General features: G+C 60.4%; 12 protein-coding genes. 2 read left to right on the forward strand and 10 right to left on the reverse strand.

Translation table 11 applies throughout. The annotated features are described in order from the left end of the window. Positions 1–28 precede the first annotated feature (28 nt). The 4 genes from ACYQ2I_RS14650 to ACYQ2I_RS14665 form a co-directional block, all read right to left on the reverse strand. Positions 29–883, reverse strand: coding sequence for an alpha/beta hydrolase family protein (locus tag ACYQ2I_RS14650; RefSeq protein WP_460167769.1), 855 nt, complete (start codon positions 881–883; stop codon positions 29–31). Positions 884–894: 11 nt separating this feature from the next. Next, positions 895–2,253, reverse strand: a complete 1,359-nt coding sequence (locus tag ACYQ2I_RS14655; RefSeq protein WP_460167770.1) for a Gfo/Idh/MocA family protein — start codon at positions 2,251–2,253, stop codon at positions 895–897. Positions 2,254–2,321: 68 nt separating this feature from the next. Continuing rightward, the gene (locus ACYQ2I_RS14660) at positions 2,322–3,635 is read right to left on the reverse strand and encodes a DUF6807 family protein (RefSeq protein WP_460167771.1); all 1,314 of its coding nucleotides are present in this window, start codon (positions 3,633–3,635) and stop codon (positions 2,322–2,324) included. A gap of 85 nt (positions 3,636–3,720) precedes the next feature. Beyond that, the gene (locus ACYQ2I_RS14665; protein ID WP_460167772.1) at positions 3,721–4,134 is read right to left on the reverse strand and encodes a Dabb family protein; all 414 of its coding nucleotides are present in this window, start codon (positions 4,132–4,134) and stop codon (positions 3,721–3,723) included. Between the two features lie 297 nt (positions 4,135–4,431). On the opposite strand from ACYQ2I_RS14665, the gene ACYQ2I_RS14670 reads away from it, so the two are divergent. Then, a complete protein-coding gene (locus ACYQ2I_RS14670; RefSeq protein WP_460167773.1) occupies positions 4,432–5,019 on the forward strand; it encodes an adenine phosphoribosyltransferase in 588 nt (195 codons plus the stop codon). Positions 5,020–5,027: 8 nt separating this feature from the next. Here ACYQ2I_RS14670 and ACYQ2I_RS14675 read toward each other — a convergent pair whose 3' ends face one another. The 4 genes from ACYQ2I_RS14675 to ACYQ2I_RS14690 form a co-directional block, all read right to left on the reverse strand. Continuing rightward, positions 5,028–6,626 (reverse strand): arylsulfatase, encoded by a 1,599-nt coding sequence (locus ACYQ2I_RS14675; RefSeq protein WP_460167774.1) that lies wholly within the window; start codon positions 6,624–6,626, stop codon positions 5,028–5,030. 89 nt (positions 6,627–6,715) lie between these two features. Next, positions 6,716–8,113 (reverse strand): Gfo/Idh/MocA family protein, encoded by a 1,398-nt coding sequence (locus ACYQ2I_RS14680; protein WP_460167775.1) that lies wholly within the window; start codon positions 8,111–8,113, stop codon positions 6,716–6,718. A gap of 166 nt (positions 8,114–8,279) precedes the next feature. After that, positions 8,280–11,726, reverse strand: coding sequence for an efflux RND transporter permease subunit (locus tag ACYQ2I_RS14685; protein WP_460167776.1), 3,447 nt, complete (start codon positions 11,724–11,726; stop codon positions 8,280–8,282). Positions 11,727–11,838: 112 nt separating this feature from the next. After that, entirely contained in the window at positions 11,839–13,002 is a 1,164-nt protein-coding gene (locus ACYQ2I_RS14690) for an efflux RND transporter periplasmic adaptor subunit (protein WP_460167777.1), read from the reverse strand. A 371-nt stretch (positions 13,003–13,373) separates the two neighbouring features. Here ACYQ2I_RS14690 and ACYQ2I_RS14695 point away from each other — a divergent pair, with 371 nt between their 5' ends. After that, on the forward strand, positions 13,374–14,831 hold the full coding sequence (locus ACYQ2I_RS14695; protein ID WP_460167778.1) for an ABC transporter substrate-binding protein: 1,458 nt from the start codon (positions 13,374–13,376) through the stop codon (positions 14,829–14,831). Between the two features lie 48 nt (positions 14,832–14,879). Here ACYQ2I_RS14695 and ACYQ2I_RS14700 read toward each other — a convergent pair whose 3' ends face one another. Together ACYQ2I_RS14700 and ACYQ2I_RS14705 are read right to left on the reverse strand one after the other, a co-directional pair. Further along, entirely contained in the window at positions 14,880–15,878 is a 999-nt protein-coding gene (locus ACYQ2I_RS14700; RefSeq protein WP_460167779.1) for a tetratricopeptide repeat protein, read from the reverse strand. A 76-nt stretch (positions 15,879–15,954) separates the two neighbouring features. Then, positions 15,955–16,512 carry a hypothetical protein gene (locus ACYQ2I_RS14705; protein WP_460167780.1) on the reverse strand — a complete coding sequence of 186 codons (558 nt, stop codon included), beginning with the start codon at positions 16,510–16,512 and terminating at the stop codon, positions 15,955–15,957. Between the last annotated feature and the right edge of the window lie 6 nt (positions 16,513–16,518).

Below are 16,518 nucleotides of genomic sequence, written 5' to 3' on the forward strand. Positions count from 1 at the left end.
TAGAGGGAACTGGAACACCACATTCCTACTAGAGTCCGGTGCTCACCAGAATGAAATCCACGACGCGGTCGGGATCGGGATGCACGAAATGATGCCCGCCCGAAGATTCCGTCCCCTGCGCGATCCGCAAAATCTCCATGTTCCACCCGGCCGCACGCAAACGTTCGGCGAACAGATCCGTGTTTTCGGCAGGCGGCACGATGGAATCGTTGTCGGAAACGACGTGCAAAATCGGGATTCGTGCCTTCGCGATGATCGCCGCGTGGTCGATCGGGTTGCCGTCAAAATGTGCCGCTTCGTCCTGCGTCAATCCGTACGCGTCGAGGCATTCCTGCCAGTTCGCGGGGGCACCTCGTCCTCGGCCTTTGCCGCCCGGCCAGCTTCGGATGTCCATGACAGGCGTATCGGCATAGATGCACGCCACGCGGTCGGGATGCCGCGCCGCCCAGTTATACACGAACAATCCACCGCGGCTCACACCTTCCAGAACCGGTCGAGGCGCCAACCCCAGGCTGTCTGTCACGAATTCGTAAAAGGCATCCCCGATCTCCAACGCCTTGGGCGAACCGTACAGTCCGGCCACGTCCACATAGCCGACATGGAATCCGCGGCGCACCAAAGCGATATCCATCTCGGCATGATAGTCGGGAAACCTCGCCCGCCAGATCCACGGCTTGCCTTCCGCCGTTTTCGGAGGGACGACCACATACGCCCGGCGTCCCTTGATTTCGAACTCGAAACGGTCGAATCCGTTCCAGGTCGTTTTCGCGCGATACCACGTCTCGGCGCGGCACGCCTCTCCCGCGAAAAGCACGGCACCGAACGCGACGAACGCGACCGCCGCCCGTGCGAGGCGACAGACCGTTTCTCGACCGGCTCGCATGGCTCGTCCTTTCACACTTCAGTGAGGTACTCGTCGGGAAACCGCCACGGCGCACGATACTCGGGGACGGCCGCCCGTCGTGCTTCTTCATCGCCGACGATTTGTCGCGTCTTGCCGTCGAAGCGGATCGACCGACCGAGTTTCAACGACAAGTTCGCCAACAAGATCGGCACGTCGATCTTGCTGTGATAGAACACATTGCAACTCGGTTGCTTGCGCGTCCGCAGGCAGTCGAGCCATTCTCGTTCGTGCCCCGGCGAAGACGGGATGGACGGTTCCGGCGGCGTCGGATCGGCCAACCGCTTGCCCTCGGGCACTACGTGGTATTCCGTGTAGTTCGAGTACAACGTTCCGTTCACGCCGTGGAAATAGATTCCCAGTCGTCGCTTCGGAACCGGATCGCCGTGGAAATCGAAGCCGTAGCTGTTCGCCAACATCCCCATCCAGGTCATCGTGAGATCGGGATATTGCCACAAGACCTCTTGAACGTCGGGCGCGTCGCCGTCGTCGTCGATCACGAATCGGCCTCCGGCGCAACTCGTGTTGGTCGGATACCCCAGTTCCAACGCCCAAATAGGCAAATCAATAATGTGCGGCGCCATGCCGGGGAGCCAACCGCCGCTGTAATCCATGAAGGAGCCGTGGTTGTACGAATTCGCAACGAGGATCGGGTTGAACGGACGCATCGGTGCCGGTCCGACCCACATTTCCCAATCGAAGCCTTTCGGCACCGTGGTATCGGTCGCCTTGCCGACGCCTTCGGGGCCTTGGTTCATCACGTTGAAGGTCCGCACGACCGAAATCTTGCCGAGCTTTCCGCAGCGGACGTACTCGACGACACGCCGATAATTCTCGCCCGCGTGAATCTGCGTGCCGATTTGCGTGATTCGATCGTGCTTCCGCACTGCCTTCAAAAGGGCCAGACTTTCGGCGAGGTGAAGGGTCATCGGCTTTTGAAGATAAAAATCGACTTTGGCTTCGCAAGCCGCCACCGCCATCAAGAAATGCCAGTGCGGCGGCGTGGCGATGATCACGCCGTCGACGACGTCGGCCGCCAGCAATTCGCGATAGTCACGATAGCCCGTACAAGTCGCTTTGTACCGATCGACGACGGCTTGGAGCCGGTTTTGTTGCACGTCGCACGCCGCTGTGACGACGACGTCGTCATACCGTGCGGCATTGGTCAAATTCGCGACGCCCATGCCGCCGCACCCGATCAACCCGATTCGCAGCCGATCGTTGGCACCGGTCGCTCCGTCTTGTCCGAGCGTCTTGGCGGCCACGAACATCGGCACGCCGACGGCAGCCCCCTTGCCTGTACCCTCCAAAAACTTCCGCCGGGTGACCTGACGCGAGTGCCCTGCCATCATTCACCTCCTTCATCTTCGATACGATGCCTTTGCCCGAAGGGAAGTGTGCCGCTTGAATTCACAAAACCTCAGTGTCCCACCTCCATCCGACAACTCGGCGGGGCCGCCACCGACCGCCAGACGTCCTCACATGCGACGGCATTCGTTACTCCCGGATGGATCCATACGCGATACCGAAGCACCAGCGGCTCGTCTTGCGGAACGGCGATTTCCCGTTCTTCCGGCCAAGCCGGCATGACACAATTGAGGTTGGGGTATTCGTACCAGGGGTTGGGGTACCCGGGGTTTGCCGGATGCTCGACGAGCGTAATGCCGGCCGGTCCCCGGCCGTCGAAATTCGCAACGTAATCGAGCCAAGAGCGACGCACGCTTGCGTCTTCCGGATCGACGAACGGCGTGATCGTTTGCCCTTCGGCCGGTGCCGCCCGCAACGAAAAACCGCCGTAGCCGCCCTTGGGACGTCCCCCGATCGCGACCCCCTCGGTCAGCGCCTGCAAGCGAACCTCGACATCCAGCAATCCTTCCCCTTGCGGCGAACGACGAAACGCCCGTATGGCCACCGATTCACGCACGATGGGCGTCTTCTCGGCACCGAATTTCCACACGTTGGTGAGGGCCAACTCGGCAAATACCGGCCCCGAAATGACGCGGTCTTTCGCCAAAGGAAACGCCCACACGTCGACGACCGCCCAAATGTCGCCGACTCGATCGTTCCAACGAACAACCGGCCAAGTCCACCAAATGCCGCGATGGTGCGGATGATCGAGCGGATAATCGTCGGTCAAAATCCGTCCGCCGGGGCCATACAGCGGATGAATGTAGTCGCCGCGTTTGTAGCTTTGGCCGGGTGCAAAATGAGGCGGTACGCCTTCGGGCACCGGCACGGGCGCCCAATTGTATTGCAACAGGGGTGTTGCCGCATCGCCGGCCTGTTGGACGAACCGAAAGGCGCCGGCGTCGGTCTCCTGGATGCGAACCATCGCCGGCGATTCGTACTCCACGACGCGAAACCGACGCGGTTGTTTCGCCTTGTTTGAATCACCAACCGGTGGAACGAGCCACCACAGCGTTCCTTTCGTTCCGCCCCCTACAGCTGCGCTTCGTTCATTCGAATCCCTTTTGGGAACGAACTGCGCCGGGAGGATGCGATCCGAGATCGGGCGCCCTTGTGAATCGACCTCGACCATCCCCAGCGGCCATGTGCCGAGGCCCTCGGGACACCGGTCTGCATCGAGCGGCAAGTCGATCTCGGCCGAAACGGGCACGTCGATCGTCGAACTCCAGCCAGCCGGCGCCTGCACGACCACCACCGGCATCGAATCGTCGGCACACGCGGCCGCCCCCACACCGCATACCGCTGCCATCGCTACAAATGCGATCATGAAGCGACGTCGTCGGCGCACGATACATCCTCCCGAATCATGTGTTCGTCGCGAAAGCGCAACCGAATCGGCGTGCCTTTTTTGCTCACTTGACCTTGTTGGCCACGTAGTCGATCACCATGACCTTGTCGAAGTGCGGACCGGCCAGCTTCACGAACGCCTTGTGCGCCGGATGCGGCAAGTACTCCTCGCGGCCTTTCGCGTCTTTGAACGTGACGACGAAGCAATGCGTAAAGCCATCCGACAATCCTTCGACACTGCAATCGGTGCCCCATTCGAACCCGACGATCGACGGAATCTTCTTCGGGAGTTCGGCAAAGGCCTTCTCGATCGCCTTGATGTCTTCGGGTTTCGTATCGGCTTTGAATCGGAACAAGACCACGTGCCGCAGCAGGCCGGCTTCGGTCTCTTTTTTGGCCTTTTCCCCGTCGGCAAAAGCGCTGTTCGCCGCCGCCAACAACCCGATACCAAGCGAGACCATTACAAATGTTCGCAACATGAGTCGATTCTCCTAGCTCGAAAACGCCGGACTACTTGAAACAACGCTTCTTACTCATTCGGTCGTCTTCCCGACCGCCGTCGGAAGATCGTGTGCCGAGTATAGTCGAGGGCGTCATACGGGACAAACGAAACTCCGTTCCCGCCGGCGGCAGCGGGATTCCGGCACAGCATTCTTCCTGGTTTTTCGCTCCGATCCTGGACGGCGTCCGATCGCATGCTACTTGGAAGCTGATCGGGCATTTTCTATATTGGTTAGCGATTTGCATGCTCCGCGTCGCCCGCACACCGGCGATTCGTGGCACGAAACCATCTCGATCCAATCGACACGAAAGAGCAGACGACGATGACCGATCCGCGTTCCTTGGACTTGGCACAGTTCATTCGCTCGATTCCGGATTTTCCCAAGCCCGGGATTCTCTTTCGTGACATTACTCCGCTATTGGAATCGCCCGAGGCGCTGCGGGCGGCCATCGTTCAACTGGCCGACAAGGTCAAAGACCGGCCGATCGACGTGATCGCCGCCGCCGAAGCCCGCGGCTTCCTGTTCGCCGCGCCGCTGGCGATCGAACTGGGCGTCGGCCTCATCCCGATCCGCAAACCGGGAAAGCTGCCTTACGAGACGATCGCCTACAGCTACGAACTCGAATACGGCACCGACACGCTGGAAATGCATGTCGACGCCGTCAAGCCGGGAATGAACGTGTTGGTCGTCGACGACCTGTTGGCCACCGGCGGAACGGTCGAAGCCTGCTGTAAGTTGATCGAAAAGGCAGGCGGGAACGTCACCGGCTGTGCCTTTGTAATCGACCTTGTCGACTTGAAAGGAAGCGAGCGTCTGGCCAAGTATCGGCCCGTGAGCCTCTTGCAGTTCGAGGGCGAATGACACGCGACTCAGTCCGCGGCTCGTCGGGATCGCTCGATGGCCTGCCACTCTTCGAAGGTCTTCGGCGGACCGCGTCGCTTCGCTTCGAAATCCCAATACGGTGAAGGCGTGTGCTCGCGCCGCAGAATCTCCTCGGCCCGGGCGACGATTTCGGGATGTTGAGCGGCAACATCGGTCGTTTCGCCGATGTCGGTCGCCAGGTCGAACAGTTTCAAAGGCGCGTGCGGCTCTTTGTAGCAATCGGTGCGCAAAGCCTTCCAACGCCCCATCCGAACGGCCTGTTGCCCGCCGTAGCCGTAGAACTCCCACAACAGGAACTCATGTTTGCGTTGGTCTTGCGGCCTGCCGAGGAGCGTGGGTAGTAAACTGATACCGTCTGTTTCCTGCGGTATATCGGCTCCCGCCAATTCGGCGAAGGTCGGCAAGAAATCGTAGAATGCGCCGAGGTGGTGACTGACCGTCCCGGCCGGGACATGCCCCGGCCAGCGGGCGATCATCGGGACACGGATCCCGCCTTCATAAACACTGCCTTTGAGGCCGTTCAACGGACCGTTGCTTTCGAAAAAGATCGAATCGGAACCGCCGACGCCGTCCACCGGTCCGCCGCCGCGACCGTGGGTAGGCCCGTTGTCCGAGGTGAACACCACCAGAGTGTTTTCTTCCAGGCCCAGCCGTTTCAACTCATCCAGCAATCGGCCGATGTCGCGGTCCATCCGTGTGACCATCGCCGCATAGGTCGCCCGCGGAGCGTAGCAGGGTAAATACCCTCGATCTCCCAAGTACGGCGTTTCAGGAAACTCACCCAAATACTCGCGCAAGGAATCCTCCGGAACCTGTAACGCCAAGTGCGGAACCGTTGTGGGAAAGTACAAGAAGAACGGGCGATCCCGGTTTTCCCGCACGAAGCGCAACGCCTCGGCCAACATGCGATCGGGCGCGTAATCCTTGCCGATATATCGCTTATAGGCTGCCGGATCCTGCGGATCAGCATCGGCAGGAAACCGCTGGTGCGGCGAAAACTCCGGATTGTCCAACGGCACGCGATCATGATTGCGGTACAACCAAGTCGGATAGAAGTTGTGCGCATGCCGCTGGCAGTTGTAGCCGAAAAACAGGTCGAAACCTTGACGATTCGGATCGCCGGTGGTCGTCGGCGCGCCCAAGCCCCATTTGCCGATCGCCGCCGTTGCGTAACCGCGAGCCGAAAGCACTTCGCCGATGGTGACCTCTTCCTCGGGCAGCGGCCACTGCCCCTCGGGACGTAATTCCGAGTTGTCGCGCACCGCGGCATGGCCGAGGTGTTTGCCGGTCATCAGCACACATCGCGAGGGAGCACAAACAGGTGCGCCCGCGTAAAACTGCACGAACCGCATCCCTTCGGCCGCCATCCGGTCGAGGTTCGGCGTACGAATCTTCTTTTGACCGTAACAGCCAAGCTCGGCGTAACCGAGATCGTCGGCCATGATCAAGACGATATTCGGGGGGCGCTGCGAATCCTTCCCCGACGGTTCTCCTGCCGTCGCCCCCTGAAGAAGCCCACCGTGCATGGTTCCCAGCAACCCGACCGCCACCATCGCCGCAACTTGCAAACGCACGCAACCTACCATGTTCCGGATCTCCCTCTTGTTCGATTCCACGTGTCAGTATTGCCTTCGTAGTTAAGCACAATCACCGGGCGACCGAGACATCGTGCCTCTCAGGCGAGCGACCACCCTTTGCGGTATTCACGGTGCAACGCGGCATCGCCTGCCGGATGGTTGCAAATCGCCCCTTCGACGGGGTCGTACTCGAGTTCTTCTTCAGGAAACAGCGTCGCGACGTTCCCAAGCATCAAGAACTCGATCAATCGGCTCGCATAGTCGAAATGCGACATCGGCATCGGGCCGCCCTTGCAGGCGGTCGTCCATTCCCGCTCGTGGCTTCCCGATCGCGGTAAATACGGTTTCGGCAATTTTACCTCGGCGAAGCGATCCTCGGGCAGTAAAACGTACTCGGAATTGTGCGCTGTCGCCTTGAGCAGTCCTTTCTCGCCGCGAATCAGGCACCCGCCGTGATCGGCCCAGCGTCTTTCTCCGGCATCGCCCCAATCGAGTTTTTGCCCCAAGATCGACTCGATATGCTCGCGCCGTCCCGGCGCGCGAGCGCCGTTGAACCAATCGAACACGACCGGCGGCAAGTCGCCCCGGGCAGGCACAAACCACCGCACACGTTCCCATCGCGGAAAGGACGTTTCCGTTCGCGCGTCGACCTCGGCAACCACCTTGATGATGCGCGACTCGCGTTTCGGAAAAGCCTCTGCGTCCCAGAGCCGATCCACTCGTAAGGCCATGAAAGCCATGTTCGTCGAGTGCGATCCCCAGTTGCCGAGATTTCCCGTACCGAAATCACGCCACGTATGCCACTTGAGCCACCGTTCATCGAAGGACCGATCCGAAGCGGGGCCCAACCATACGTCCCAATCGAGATACTCGGGAACCGGTTGCCCGCCGGTCGGCACAGGCGGAAACCCCGGCCCGCCGCTGTCTTTCCAGACGTACACCTCGCGAACCGTACCGATCATCCCCGACTGGACGATCTCGACACCTTCACGAAACGCATGCGTTGCCGTACCTTGGTTCCCCATTTGCGTCGCCACGCCGTACTTGCGTGCGTTCGCCCGCAGGTGCCGTGCCTCGTGCACGTGATGTGTCAGCGGTTTTTCGCAGTAAACGTGCTTTTCAAGCACGATCGCCGTGTTCGCGATGACCGCATGGTTGTGATCGGGAACGGCGACGACGACCGCGTCTATCGCGTCGGCCATTGCATCGAACATGCGCCGAAAATCGCGAAACTGTTTGGCTTGCGGAATCTTGGCGAAAGCTCCGGCCGCCCGTCGGTCGTTCACGTCGCACATGGCCACCACATTTTCGCCGATATGCGGGATCGCATCGACGAACCAACCACCGCGTCCGCTTACACCGATCAGCGCCACGTTCAATCGTTCCGCGGCGGCGTATCGTTGCGCGCGGATGTGGGGAAGAGGCATCGCCGCGACGACACCCGCCGCCGCCCCACGTGCAAGAAAACGACGTCGCGAAAATGACCGTTCGGCCATGTCGACTTCCTCTCGTTGCCGCCGATTCGAATCTTCAAGACAACCGCCTATGTTATAGTTGCGACCAGGTCGGCGAAAAAGAATTTTCTCTCCGCGCATGAAAACGCCGCGTGTTCACGCGGCGTATGACGTGCAACAGTAATCTTCCGGCAACACGTGTGTTGCGTCAGGCGGATGCTTCCTCGCCCGCAGTTTTCTCGACCTGGATCGCGCCGCCCTTATGGCGGTAGAGGATCCAGTAGACCGTCGGTACGACGACCAACGTGAATGCCGTCGACGCGAAGATGCCGAAAATGATCGCCCAGGCCAATCCCGAAAAGATCGGGTCCAACGTGATGACCCAGTTCCCCAACAAGGTAGTCATCGAGGTCAGCAAGATCGGCCGCATCCGGACGGCGACACTGCGCACCAAGGCTTCGGAGAGCGGCAAGCCGTCCATCAACCCGTGATGGATGAAGTCGATCAACACCACCGAGTTCCGCACGACGATTCCAGCCAAGCCGATCATCCCGATCATCGCCGTCGCCGTGAAGAAGACCGGGTTCGCGTAACCTCCCACCGGCCGATCGACCAATACGTTCAGCAACCAGAAGCCGGGCATGATTCCGATCATCGTCAGCGGAATGGCCAACATGATGATCAGCGGCAATACGCGCGACTTCGTCTCAAACATCAACAAGATGAAGATGACCACCAGCGCCGCGGCGAAGGCGATACCTAAATCCCGGAAGACATCCAGGGTGATCTTCCATTCGCCTTCTCCCGCCCACACGACCTCGAAACCGTCGGCCACGTACCACGGATCGCCCCCGCCGGGATGGAACCATGTGCGTTCCTCGACAGGCCGCGGCCGAACCGTCCCGTCTACCTTCGGCATCGTATCGGCGGTATAACGGTCGAACTCCATATCGAGAATTGCGTCGGCGGGAGGTCGTCCGGCCACTTCGCCGAAGACGTAGGCCACACGACGCAGGTTCTTATGGTAAATCGTCTTGTCTTCAACCAGCGGCGTACCGTCGGGATTCGTATCGACGAAGTTTCCTAAAGCGCCGACCTGGACCATGTTTCCGGCCCGACCTTTCACGTAAATCTCTTCGAGGTCGTCCTCGGCCGAACGTTGCGCGCGATTCAATCGCAAGACGACCGGCAACGGTTCGACTTCGTTCGCCAGATGCAGCTCGGTGACGGTCTTTCCGCCGAGGGCCATGGCGATCGTTTCGGCGATTTCGGCCTTGGATACACCTGCCCGCGCCGCCTCGACCTGATCGGTCACGAAAACGCGTTTCGGCTGATCGGCCTCGGCGCTGGTATCGACGTCCACCACGCCCGGCTCACGTGCCATGCGTGCCGCGACCTGCTCGGCCGTCGCGATCAGCTCGTCGTAGCCGGCATCGGGCGGACCGTATACCTCGGCCGTGATGGTAGCGATCACCGGTGGTCCCGGCGGCACCTCGACCAGCTTGATGTTCGCGTTCGTCTCTTCGGCGATTTTTGCAATGTCGTTGCGAATACGGAGAATGATCTCGTGCGACTGGTGTTTGCGATGATCCTTGTGCAGCAGGTTCACGCGGACATCGGCCACGTGGCTACCCCGCCGCAGGAAATAGTGTCGCACCATGCCGTTGAAATCCATCGGCGACGCCAAGCCGCTGTAGACCTGGAAATCCTTCACTTCACGCTGCTTCGCCAGGTATTCGGCGACACGACGCGACACGGCGTCCGTCTCTTCCAAGGTGCTTCCCTCGGGCATGTCGATAACGACTTGAAATTCGTTCTTGTTGTCGTAGGGAAGCATCTTCAGCGGAACGACGCGGAACGCCGGCAGCAACAACGATCCGACGAACAACACGCCGACGAGCACCAAAACGCCCCAAGCGACCCACGACGAGCCCAAAATCGGCCGGAAAATCCACGTGGTGATCTTGTACAAGGGCCGCTTCGTGACGTCGTAGGCTTCGCCTTCGTCGTGTGAATGGGAACTTCCCCGCAACGCAACCATCGCCATCCAAGGTGTAATCACGAACGAAACCAGCATCGAGAAACCGACCGCCAACGGCACGTTCAACGCCATCGGCGCCATGTACGGCCCCATCATTCCGGTGATGAACGAGAGCGGAATGAAGCTGGCAATGATGGCCAGAACCGACATCACCAACGCCGGTCGCACCTCTTGAATCGCCTTCAACACCGCCTGTCGCGGCGGCAGAATCTTCATCGAGAAATAACGGGCAATGTTCTCGACATCGGTGATCGGGTCGTCGACCAACAAACCCAAAGCCAAGATCAGGGCAAACAACGTCACTCGGTTGATCGTGTATCCGACCAGGTAGTTGACCAACAGCGTCATGCTGTAGCAGACGGGAATCGCCAACGCGACGACCAATGCAGCACGCCAGCCGACCGTCAAGCCGATCAGCCCGATCACCGTCAACACGGCGACGACCAATGCCTCGACTAGCTCGTTCACCTTTTCGTTGGCCGTTTCACCGTAGTCGCGGGTAAAGCGGTAATAGACACCGTCGGGAAGCAGTTCGGCGGCCAGCTCATCCATCCGTTGTTCGATCGCCCGGGCGACCCACACGGCATTTGCGCCTTTTTGCTTTGCGACCGCGATCGTAACCGCCGGATAGAACTTCGCTTCAACCTCGTCCTTGGCAAATGCCTCGGGCCCGTTTTCAACTCGATGTGTCTCGTCACCCCGTGGACGGTCCAACGGATCGTGCGGATTCGCGGCCGCCGGTCCGAAACCGATCCACGTATAGCTTGTCGGCTCGGCCGGGCCGTCGATGATGGTCGCCACGTCCTCCAGATACACAGGCCGACCGTCGGACACGCTGACCACCAACCGCCCCAAGTCGATCGCATCCTGCACGAACGTTCCCGCCTCGACGACGAACTCCATGTCCTGCTGCTCGTACGTCCCGGCAGGCATGTTCACGTTGCTTGCCTGGATGGCCTGCGCGATCTCGAGCGCCGAAATATTCCGCGCGGCAAGCTTCTTGGGGTCCAGCTCGACCCGAATTTGCCGCGGTCGACCGCCCACCACCGAGACGCGATTCGTCTTCGGAACCGATTTCAGCTCGTTTTGCAGTTCCTCGGCGATACGACGCAGCTCGTGGTCGGTCACCAACTCGGGCTTCTCGGACCACAAGGTGATATTGACGATGGGCACATCGTCGATTTCGACGGGTTTGACGACCCAGGCCTGAACCGGAAGCGGCGTTTCGTCGATCGCCGATTGAATCTTGCTGTGCAGTTTGACGAGCGAATCTTCGCGGTCTTCACCAACGTAAAACCGCACGGTCACCACCGCCCGACCGGGCCCCGTCATCGAATAAAGGTATTCGACCCCGTCGATCTGGTAGAGAATCCGTTCCAGGCGGCTGGTGATCTTTTGCTCGATCTCCTCGGCCGACAGTCCGGGCGCCATGACGAACACGTCGGCCATCGGAACCACGATCTGCGGCTCTTCTTCGCGAGGCGTCACCAGCAAAGCCCCGGCACCGACGATCAGCGAGATGACCGTCAGCATGATCGCCGAATCGCCGCGCAAAAACACGTCGACGATGCGGGTGAGGAAGGGAACTTTTTCGTGTTCGGCGGAATGCGTCATCGTAGCGATCCTCGCTGCGAAGCTCGTTCAGGTTCAAAGCGGCAATCGAAGGCGTCTTTCGGCAAGCACGCCACTTTTCGGCAACACGTTTGTTCCGTCGTCGATTCACGTATCACGACGAAGCGTTTGCCTCGGTCGCGGTCGTCGGCTCGCAATCGGGACATTCGGTAGGCGGCGTTCCGTCCTTCGGCACGACAACCTTCTCACCGGCCTCGACACCGCTGAGTACCTCGATGTGCCCGGGACGTCCCAGCCGTCCGATCTTGACGATCCGACGTTCCTTGGTGCCGTCGTCACGGACCACCTCGACGAACTCGAGTTGCCCGATCCGTCGAATCGCTCGCACGTCCAAGCACAAGTGTCGCCGTTGGCCGGCCGGTATTCGCAAGATACCGGTCATTCCTTCCAACAATCCCGGAGTAGGGGGAAGCGACACCTTCACCAACACCGAGCGACTCAGGGCGTCGGCCTGCGGTACCTTTTCGTCCACCGTGCCTGTAATCGTGGTTCCGCCGAGCGAATCGAAAACGACCTCGACCTTTTGGCCGACTTCCAAGTGCCCGGCCAGGTGTTCCATAACGGGTGCTTCAAGGCGAAGCGTCGCCGGATCGTACATGCTCAACAGCGGTACGCCGGGCTGCGCGACTTCGCCCTCTTCGGCCAAACGATCGACGATCTTGCCGTCCCGCGGAGCCGTGATCGTGCAGTACGAAAGATTCACACGCGCTTCTTCGACCGCCTGTTGCGCTTGGTCTCGTTGCGCCAACGCCTGTTGGTATCCCGAGGCAATCTCGTTGAACTGCTGATCGCTCATGGCGCCGGGGTTTTGCTCGCGCAACCGTTGCGCGCGATCAAAACGATCTTTCGCTTGCGCCACGGCGGCTTCGGCGGCTTCGAGAGCGGCTTCGGCCTGGTTCAGCTTGCGTTGAATAGCCGCTCTATCGAGTTCGATCAACACATCGCCTTGCTTGACGACGTCGCCCGCGCGAACGTGAATCTTCTCGATGGTCGACATCACGCGGGCGGAAACCACGGTTCGCTCGGCGGCCTTGACCTCGCCGACCGTTTCGACGACGTAGGGCTTGTAAACAACCTCGACCTCGGCCGTCGTTTCGGTAGTGGGATCGAGCTTGGGCCGAATGAGTTCCGACTCACCCGGTTCGACGGCCGGCACAAAAAAGCCCGATAGCCACAGGATGATGAGCGTCAAGACGACCAGCCCACCCAACAACGGGATCGTCGTCCGCAACACATGCCACAAACCGCTCAATTTCATCGTTCGATCCTCGAATATCGTTCGTGCTGCAATTCCAATCGGGTCGCTCCCGCTCTCCGCAAGCCGGACACGAAGGGGACGCCAATGTAGATGGACGGCACGGCGAAAAGTTACGAAAAACTGCAAGTGTGGCCGCAACAAAACACTGGGGACAGACAGATGTATACTCGTTTTCTTTCCTTTTAGCTACATAAAAACAAAAAGAACACGACGAGTCCGATTCCTGTCGATCGTCGCTCTTTCGCCGCCCCGTTGTAGCCGCACACCGTGGAATCTACTACCATGAACGAACCGAGCCTCTGGCGGTAACAACGGCAATGAAGCCGCTCGCGTGTTCGTCGTTCGCGGAACTGTTTCCCACCGGATGAGCCATGATGAAGCGTTTCTCCTGTGCCCGGATGTTAGCAGTCGTCGGTGCTGTGTTGCTGCTTGCAGCGAGTGCCGGATGTCCTGAGAAAGAGCCGGACAAACCCACCGGCCCGCCGCCGGGAACGGTCTTCCGCGTGTTGATCGTCGACGACGCCGTCCCGGCGGACGATCTCGCGGCGCTGCGGGCCGAATGGCACGATCAATCGGGCTGGAACCTGGAAATCGTGGAAGCCGAGCGTTCGACGTGGCGCGATCAAGCGACCGCGGTCGACATTGCCATACTCCCGGCCCCACTTCTGGGGGGTGCCATCGAATCCGATCTCGTTCAGCCGTTTCCCGAGTCGTTTACCGAGTCGGAGGCCTGGTCGGGCATGTTCGACCAACTCAAGACGAAGGTAGCCCTATGGGACGGTCGGCCCGCGGCAATTCCCCTTTCCGGACCTGTCTTCTCGTGCTACGTCCGAAAAGACGTGCTCGACAAGTTGGGTTTGCAGCCCCCCAGAACGTGGAATGAGGTGGCCGCCGTCGTTGTCGCGTTCAACAAGGCTAAACAACAGGGTGCCGAAGGCTTACCCGACTATCCGATCGCCTGTCCCTTGGCCGAAAACTGGGCGGGCCGCTGGTTCCTCGCACGATCCGCGGCATATGTCGCCCATCCCGACAATTTTTCAGCGTGGATCCGCTTCTCCGATGCCGAACCACTACTGGAAACGGAAGCCTGCCTGATCACGCTGCAACAACTTATCGCCGAGGTAGCCAAAAGCCCTGATCAGTGCTTGACGATGACCCCGGAAGACGTTCGCCGCGCGTTCTGGAGCGGCGAGTGCCTTCTCGCCTTCACGTGGCCGGGTGTCAAGTCTCCGGCCGAACAGTCCGCCGAAGAATCGACCGAAACGCCCGCCGAGGAGGCCTCCGACGTCGTCGCCGAACTGATCGACCTCCCGGGCGCCGAGATCGTGTACAACGCCAATAAGAAGCAATGGGAACCCCGCGGAATTCGGCAAGTCACGCTCTTGGGTGAACTTGGGGCGGTTGCCGCCCTGAGTGCCTCGGCGAAATCGCCCGAAGCAGCCTGTCGCCTGATTGCATGGTTGGCAAGCGACGCGCGAATCGACGACATCACGGGCAAGAGTCTCGAAGGATCACCCGTCCGGCGTTCGGCGAAACCGGGCCCCGGCCTTTGGGTCGAAGACGAATGGGCCGGCCAATCGTTCGACTATATCGCGCACCTGGAAACGGCCTATCGCGTCGATCATCCCTCGGTGATGACGCTACGGATTCCTCATCGCGACGAATATCTCGCTGCGCTGGATGAAGCCGTTCGGGCCGCGGTTGCCGGCGATCTCCCACCAGACGCAGCGCTGCGTCAAGCTGCCGAAACATGGCGGTCCATCACGGAACAAGTCGATCCCGCCCGCCAGTCGTCGGCTTACATGCGCAGCCTCGGAGAAACCCACTGATCGCGTGAAGCATCCCGGTCGCCGCACTCTCGGTAGCTTGCAGGCGGCTCAGTGGATGGCCTGACGCTGCAGATGCTCCTGCCACACCGATTGTGCCGAGCGCAAACGATCCTGAGAATCGGTCCTCCACGAAGATGAATAGCGAGGCGCGTTCACCGGGCCGTCGGCCGAGGTCGGCATCACTTGGCCGGGATCGGCATCCGACGCCACGGCCGCAGCAGCCTCACCGGGAACTTCGGCGTATCGCCATGGGCGACCGTTCTCGGCGTAGACCGGCGGCATTGAATCGACGGCGTCGGGCAAGTAGCCGTCGGCATACGCCGCCAAGGCCGTGCGTGCACCTTCGTGATACGGATCCGCCCGCAAAGCCAGTTCGAGACACTGTTGCGATCGCTCGTGGTCACCCTTTACCGAGTAGACGTAGGCCAGATTGCATAACGCGTCGGCCTCGCTGCCGACCATGCGAAACTGGGCAAGCGCTTTGTCGTCACGCCCTTGATACGCGTACACCAGCCCCAAATTGTTGCGATATCGCTCATTCGACGGATCGAGCGTCACTGCCTTCAACAAGGCCGATTCGGCTTTCGGCAATTTACCTTGAAGCAAATAGCAATACCCCAAATCATTGAACAGGTCGGGTTCGGTGGGATTCAAGCGAATCGCTTCGGCATACAGTCCTTCGGCCTCGATGAACCGCTTTTGTCGATCGGCCACGACCCCCAACCGCTGATACGCCTCGTACCGATCAGGCCGACCGTCGATCAGCTTTCGGTACAATTTGCGGGCTTCATCGAGTTTGTCGGCCCGCTCGAGACCGCGGGCTTGAGTCAACAGGCTCGCATACTCGGCATCGCTGAGTTTTGGACCTGCGGAATCGTTCTTGTCGCTTTTTGCAAGCGGGCTTCCACCCCACGCAGGCGCTTCAGACAGTGAGGCGTCACTTTTCCCAAACGGCAACTTGGGCAACGACCAGCCGTCGCTCTTGCAACCGACGGTGACGAGCAACGCCACAACCGATACCGACGCCGCAACGCGACCCCATCCCATGGTTTGGACCTCTTACCTTCCTTGGAAGTATTTTTCCTTCGCGATCGCCCGTAGCCGCTCGTGCTTGCCGAACGCGTCACCGATAGGTCGCACTACCACCGTAGCTACCCCCCGCACCGGCGCCGCCGGCGGCCGCGCCGAAGGTGTCGTTGAGTGTGCGGTAATACGCCGCTTCGCCTTCCATGGCCGTCAAGCCGCGAGGAAAGGCGGGAGCCACGATCACCCGCCCGGCGATCTGCTCCTTTGCATAGCCCAACTGCTCGAGCATCGCGATCACCCGCGCACGACGCGCCAGGCAAAGCTGCGGATCCTGATCCTCGGGCAGTTCTTCGATCACGATCGGAAACGGCACGTGTTCCAACCGCAACGCCGCCGACAACAAGTGCCGCTTGCCCAACGGCGTCAACTCCGCCGTCTGACCTACGAATTCGTGATCGTAGAAGATGAAGTCGGCCGCCTCGGCGTTCGTCTGCATCGTCTCCCAGTGGGCGTCGGTCACCTGCCCCAAGGGAAACGGTCGATCGTAAGCGGGGCCCATCTTCGCCTCGTGCGGGGCATGCGTCGTGTGACAGCCCGACACCGCCGCACTCATCACGCCCAATGCCAACAAGATCCGTCTTGCGACCGTATTCATCCTTGC

The organism is Thermostilla marina, assembly GCF_054657455.1.

Bases quoted from the DNA above. Each gene is read 5' to 3' on its own strand.
- ACYQ2I_RS14650 (WP_460167769.1), bottom strand. From the start codon at position 883: ATGCGAGCCGGTCGAGAAACGGTCTGTCGCCTCGCACGGGCGGCGGTC.
- ACYQ2I_RS14655 (WP_460167770.1), bottom strand. From the start codon at position 2,253: ATGATGGCAGGGCACTCGCGTCAGGTCACCCGGCGGAAGTTTTTGGAG.
- ACYQ2I_RS14660 (WP_460167771.1), bottom strand. From the start codon at position 3,635: ATGATCGCATTTGTAGCGATGGCAGCGGTATGCGGTGTGGGGGCGGCC.
- ACYQ2I_RS14665 (WP_460167772.1), bottom strand. From the start codon at position 4,134: ATGTTGCGAACATTTGTAATGGTCTCGCTTGGTATCGGGTTGTTGGCG.
- ACYQ2I_RS14675 (WP_460167774.1), bottom strand. From the start codon at position 6,626: ATGGTAGGTTGCGTGCGTTTGCAAGTTGCGGCGATGGTGGCGGTCGGG.
- ACYQ2I_RS14680 (WP_460167775.1), bottom strand. From the start codon at position 8,113: ATGGCCGAACGGTCATTTTCGCGACGTCGTTTTCTTGCACGTGGGGCG.
- ACYQ2I_RS14685 (WP_460167776.1), bottom strand. From the start codon at position 11,726: ATGACGCATTCCGCCGAACACGAAAAAGTTCCCTTCCTCACCCGCATC.
- ACYQ2I_RS14690 (WP_460167777.1), bottom strand. From the start codon at position 13,002: ATGAAATTGAGCGGTTTGTGGCATGTGTTGCGGACGACGATCCCGTTG.
- ACYQ2I_RS14695 (WP_460167778.1), top strand. From the start codon at position 13,374: ATGATGAAGCGTTTCTCCTGTGCCCGGATGTTAGCAGTCGTCGGTGCT.
- ACYQ2I_RS14700 (WP_460167779.1), bottom strand. From the start codon at position 15,878: ATGGGATGGGGTCGCGTTGCGGCGTCGGTATCGGTTGTGGCGTTGCTC.
- ACYQ2I_RS14705 (WP_460167780.1), bottom strand. From the start codon at position 16,512: ATGAATACGGTCGCAAGACGGATCTTGTTGGCATTGGGCGTGATGAGT.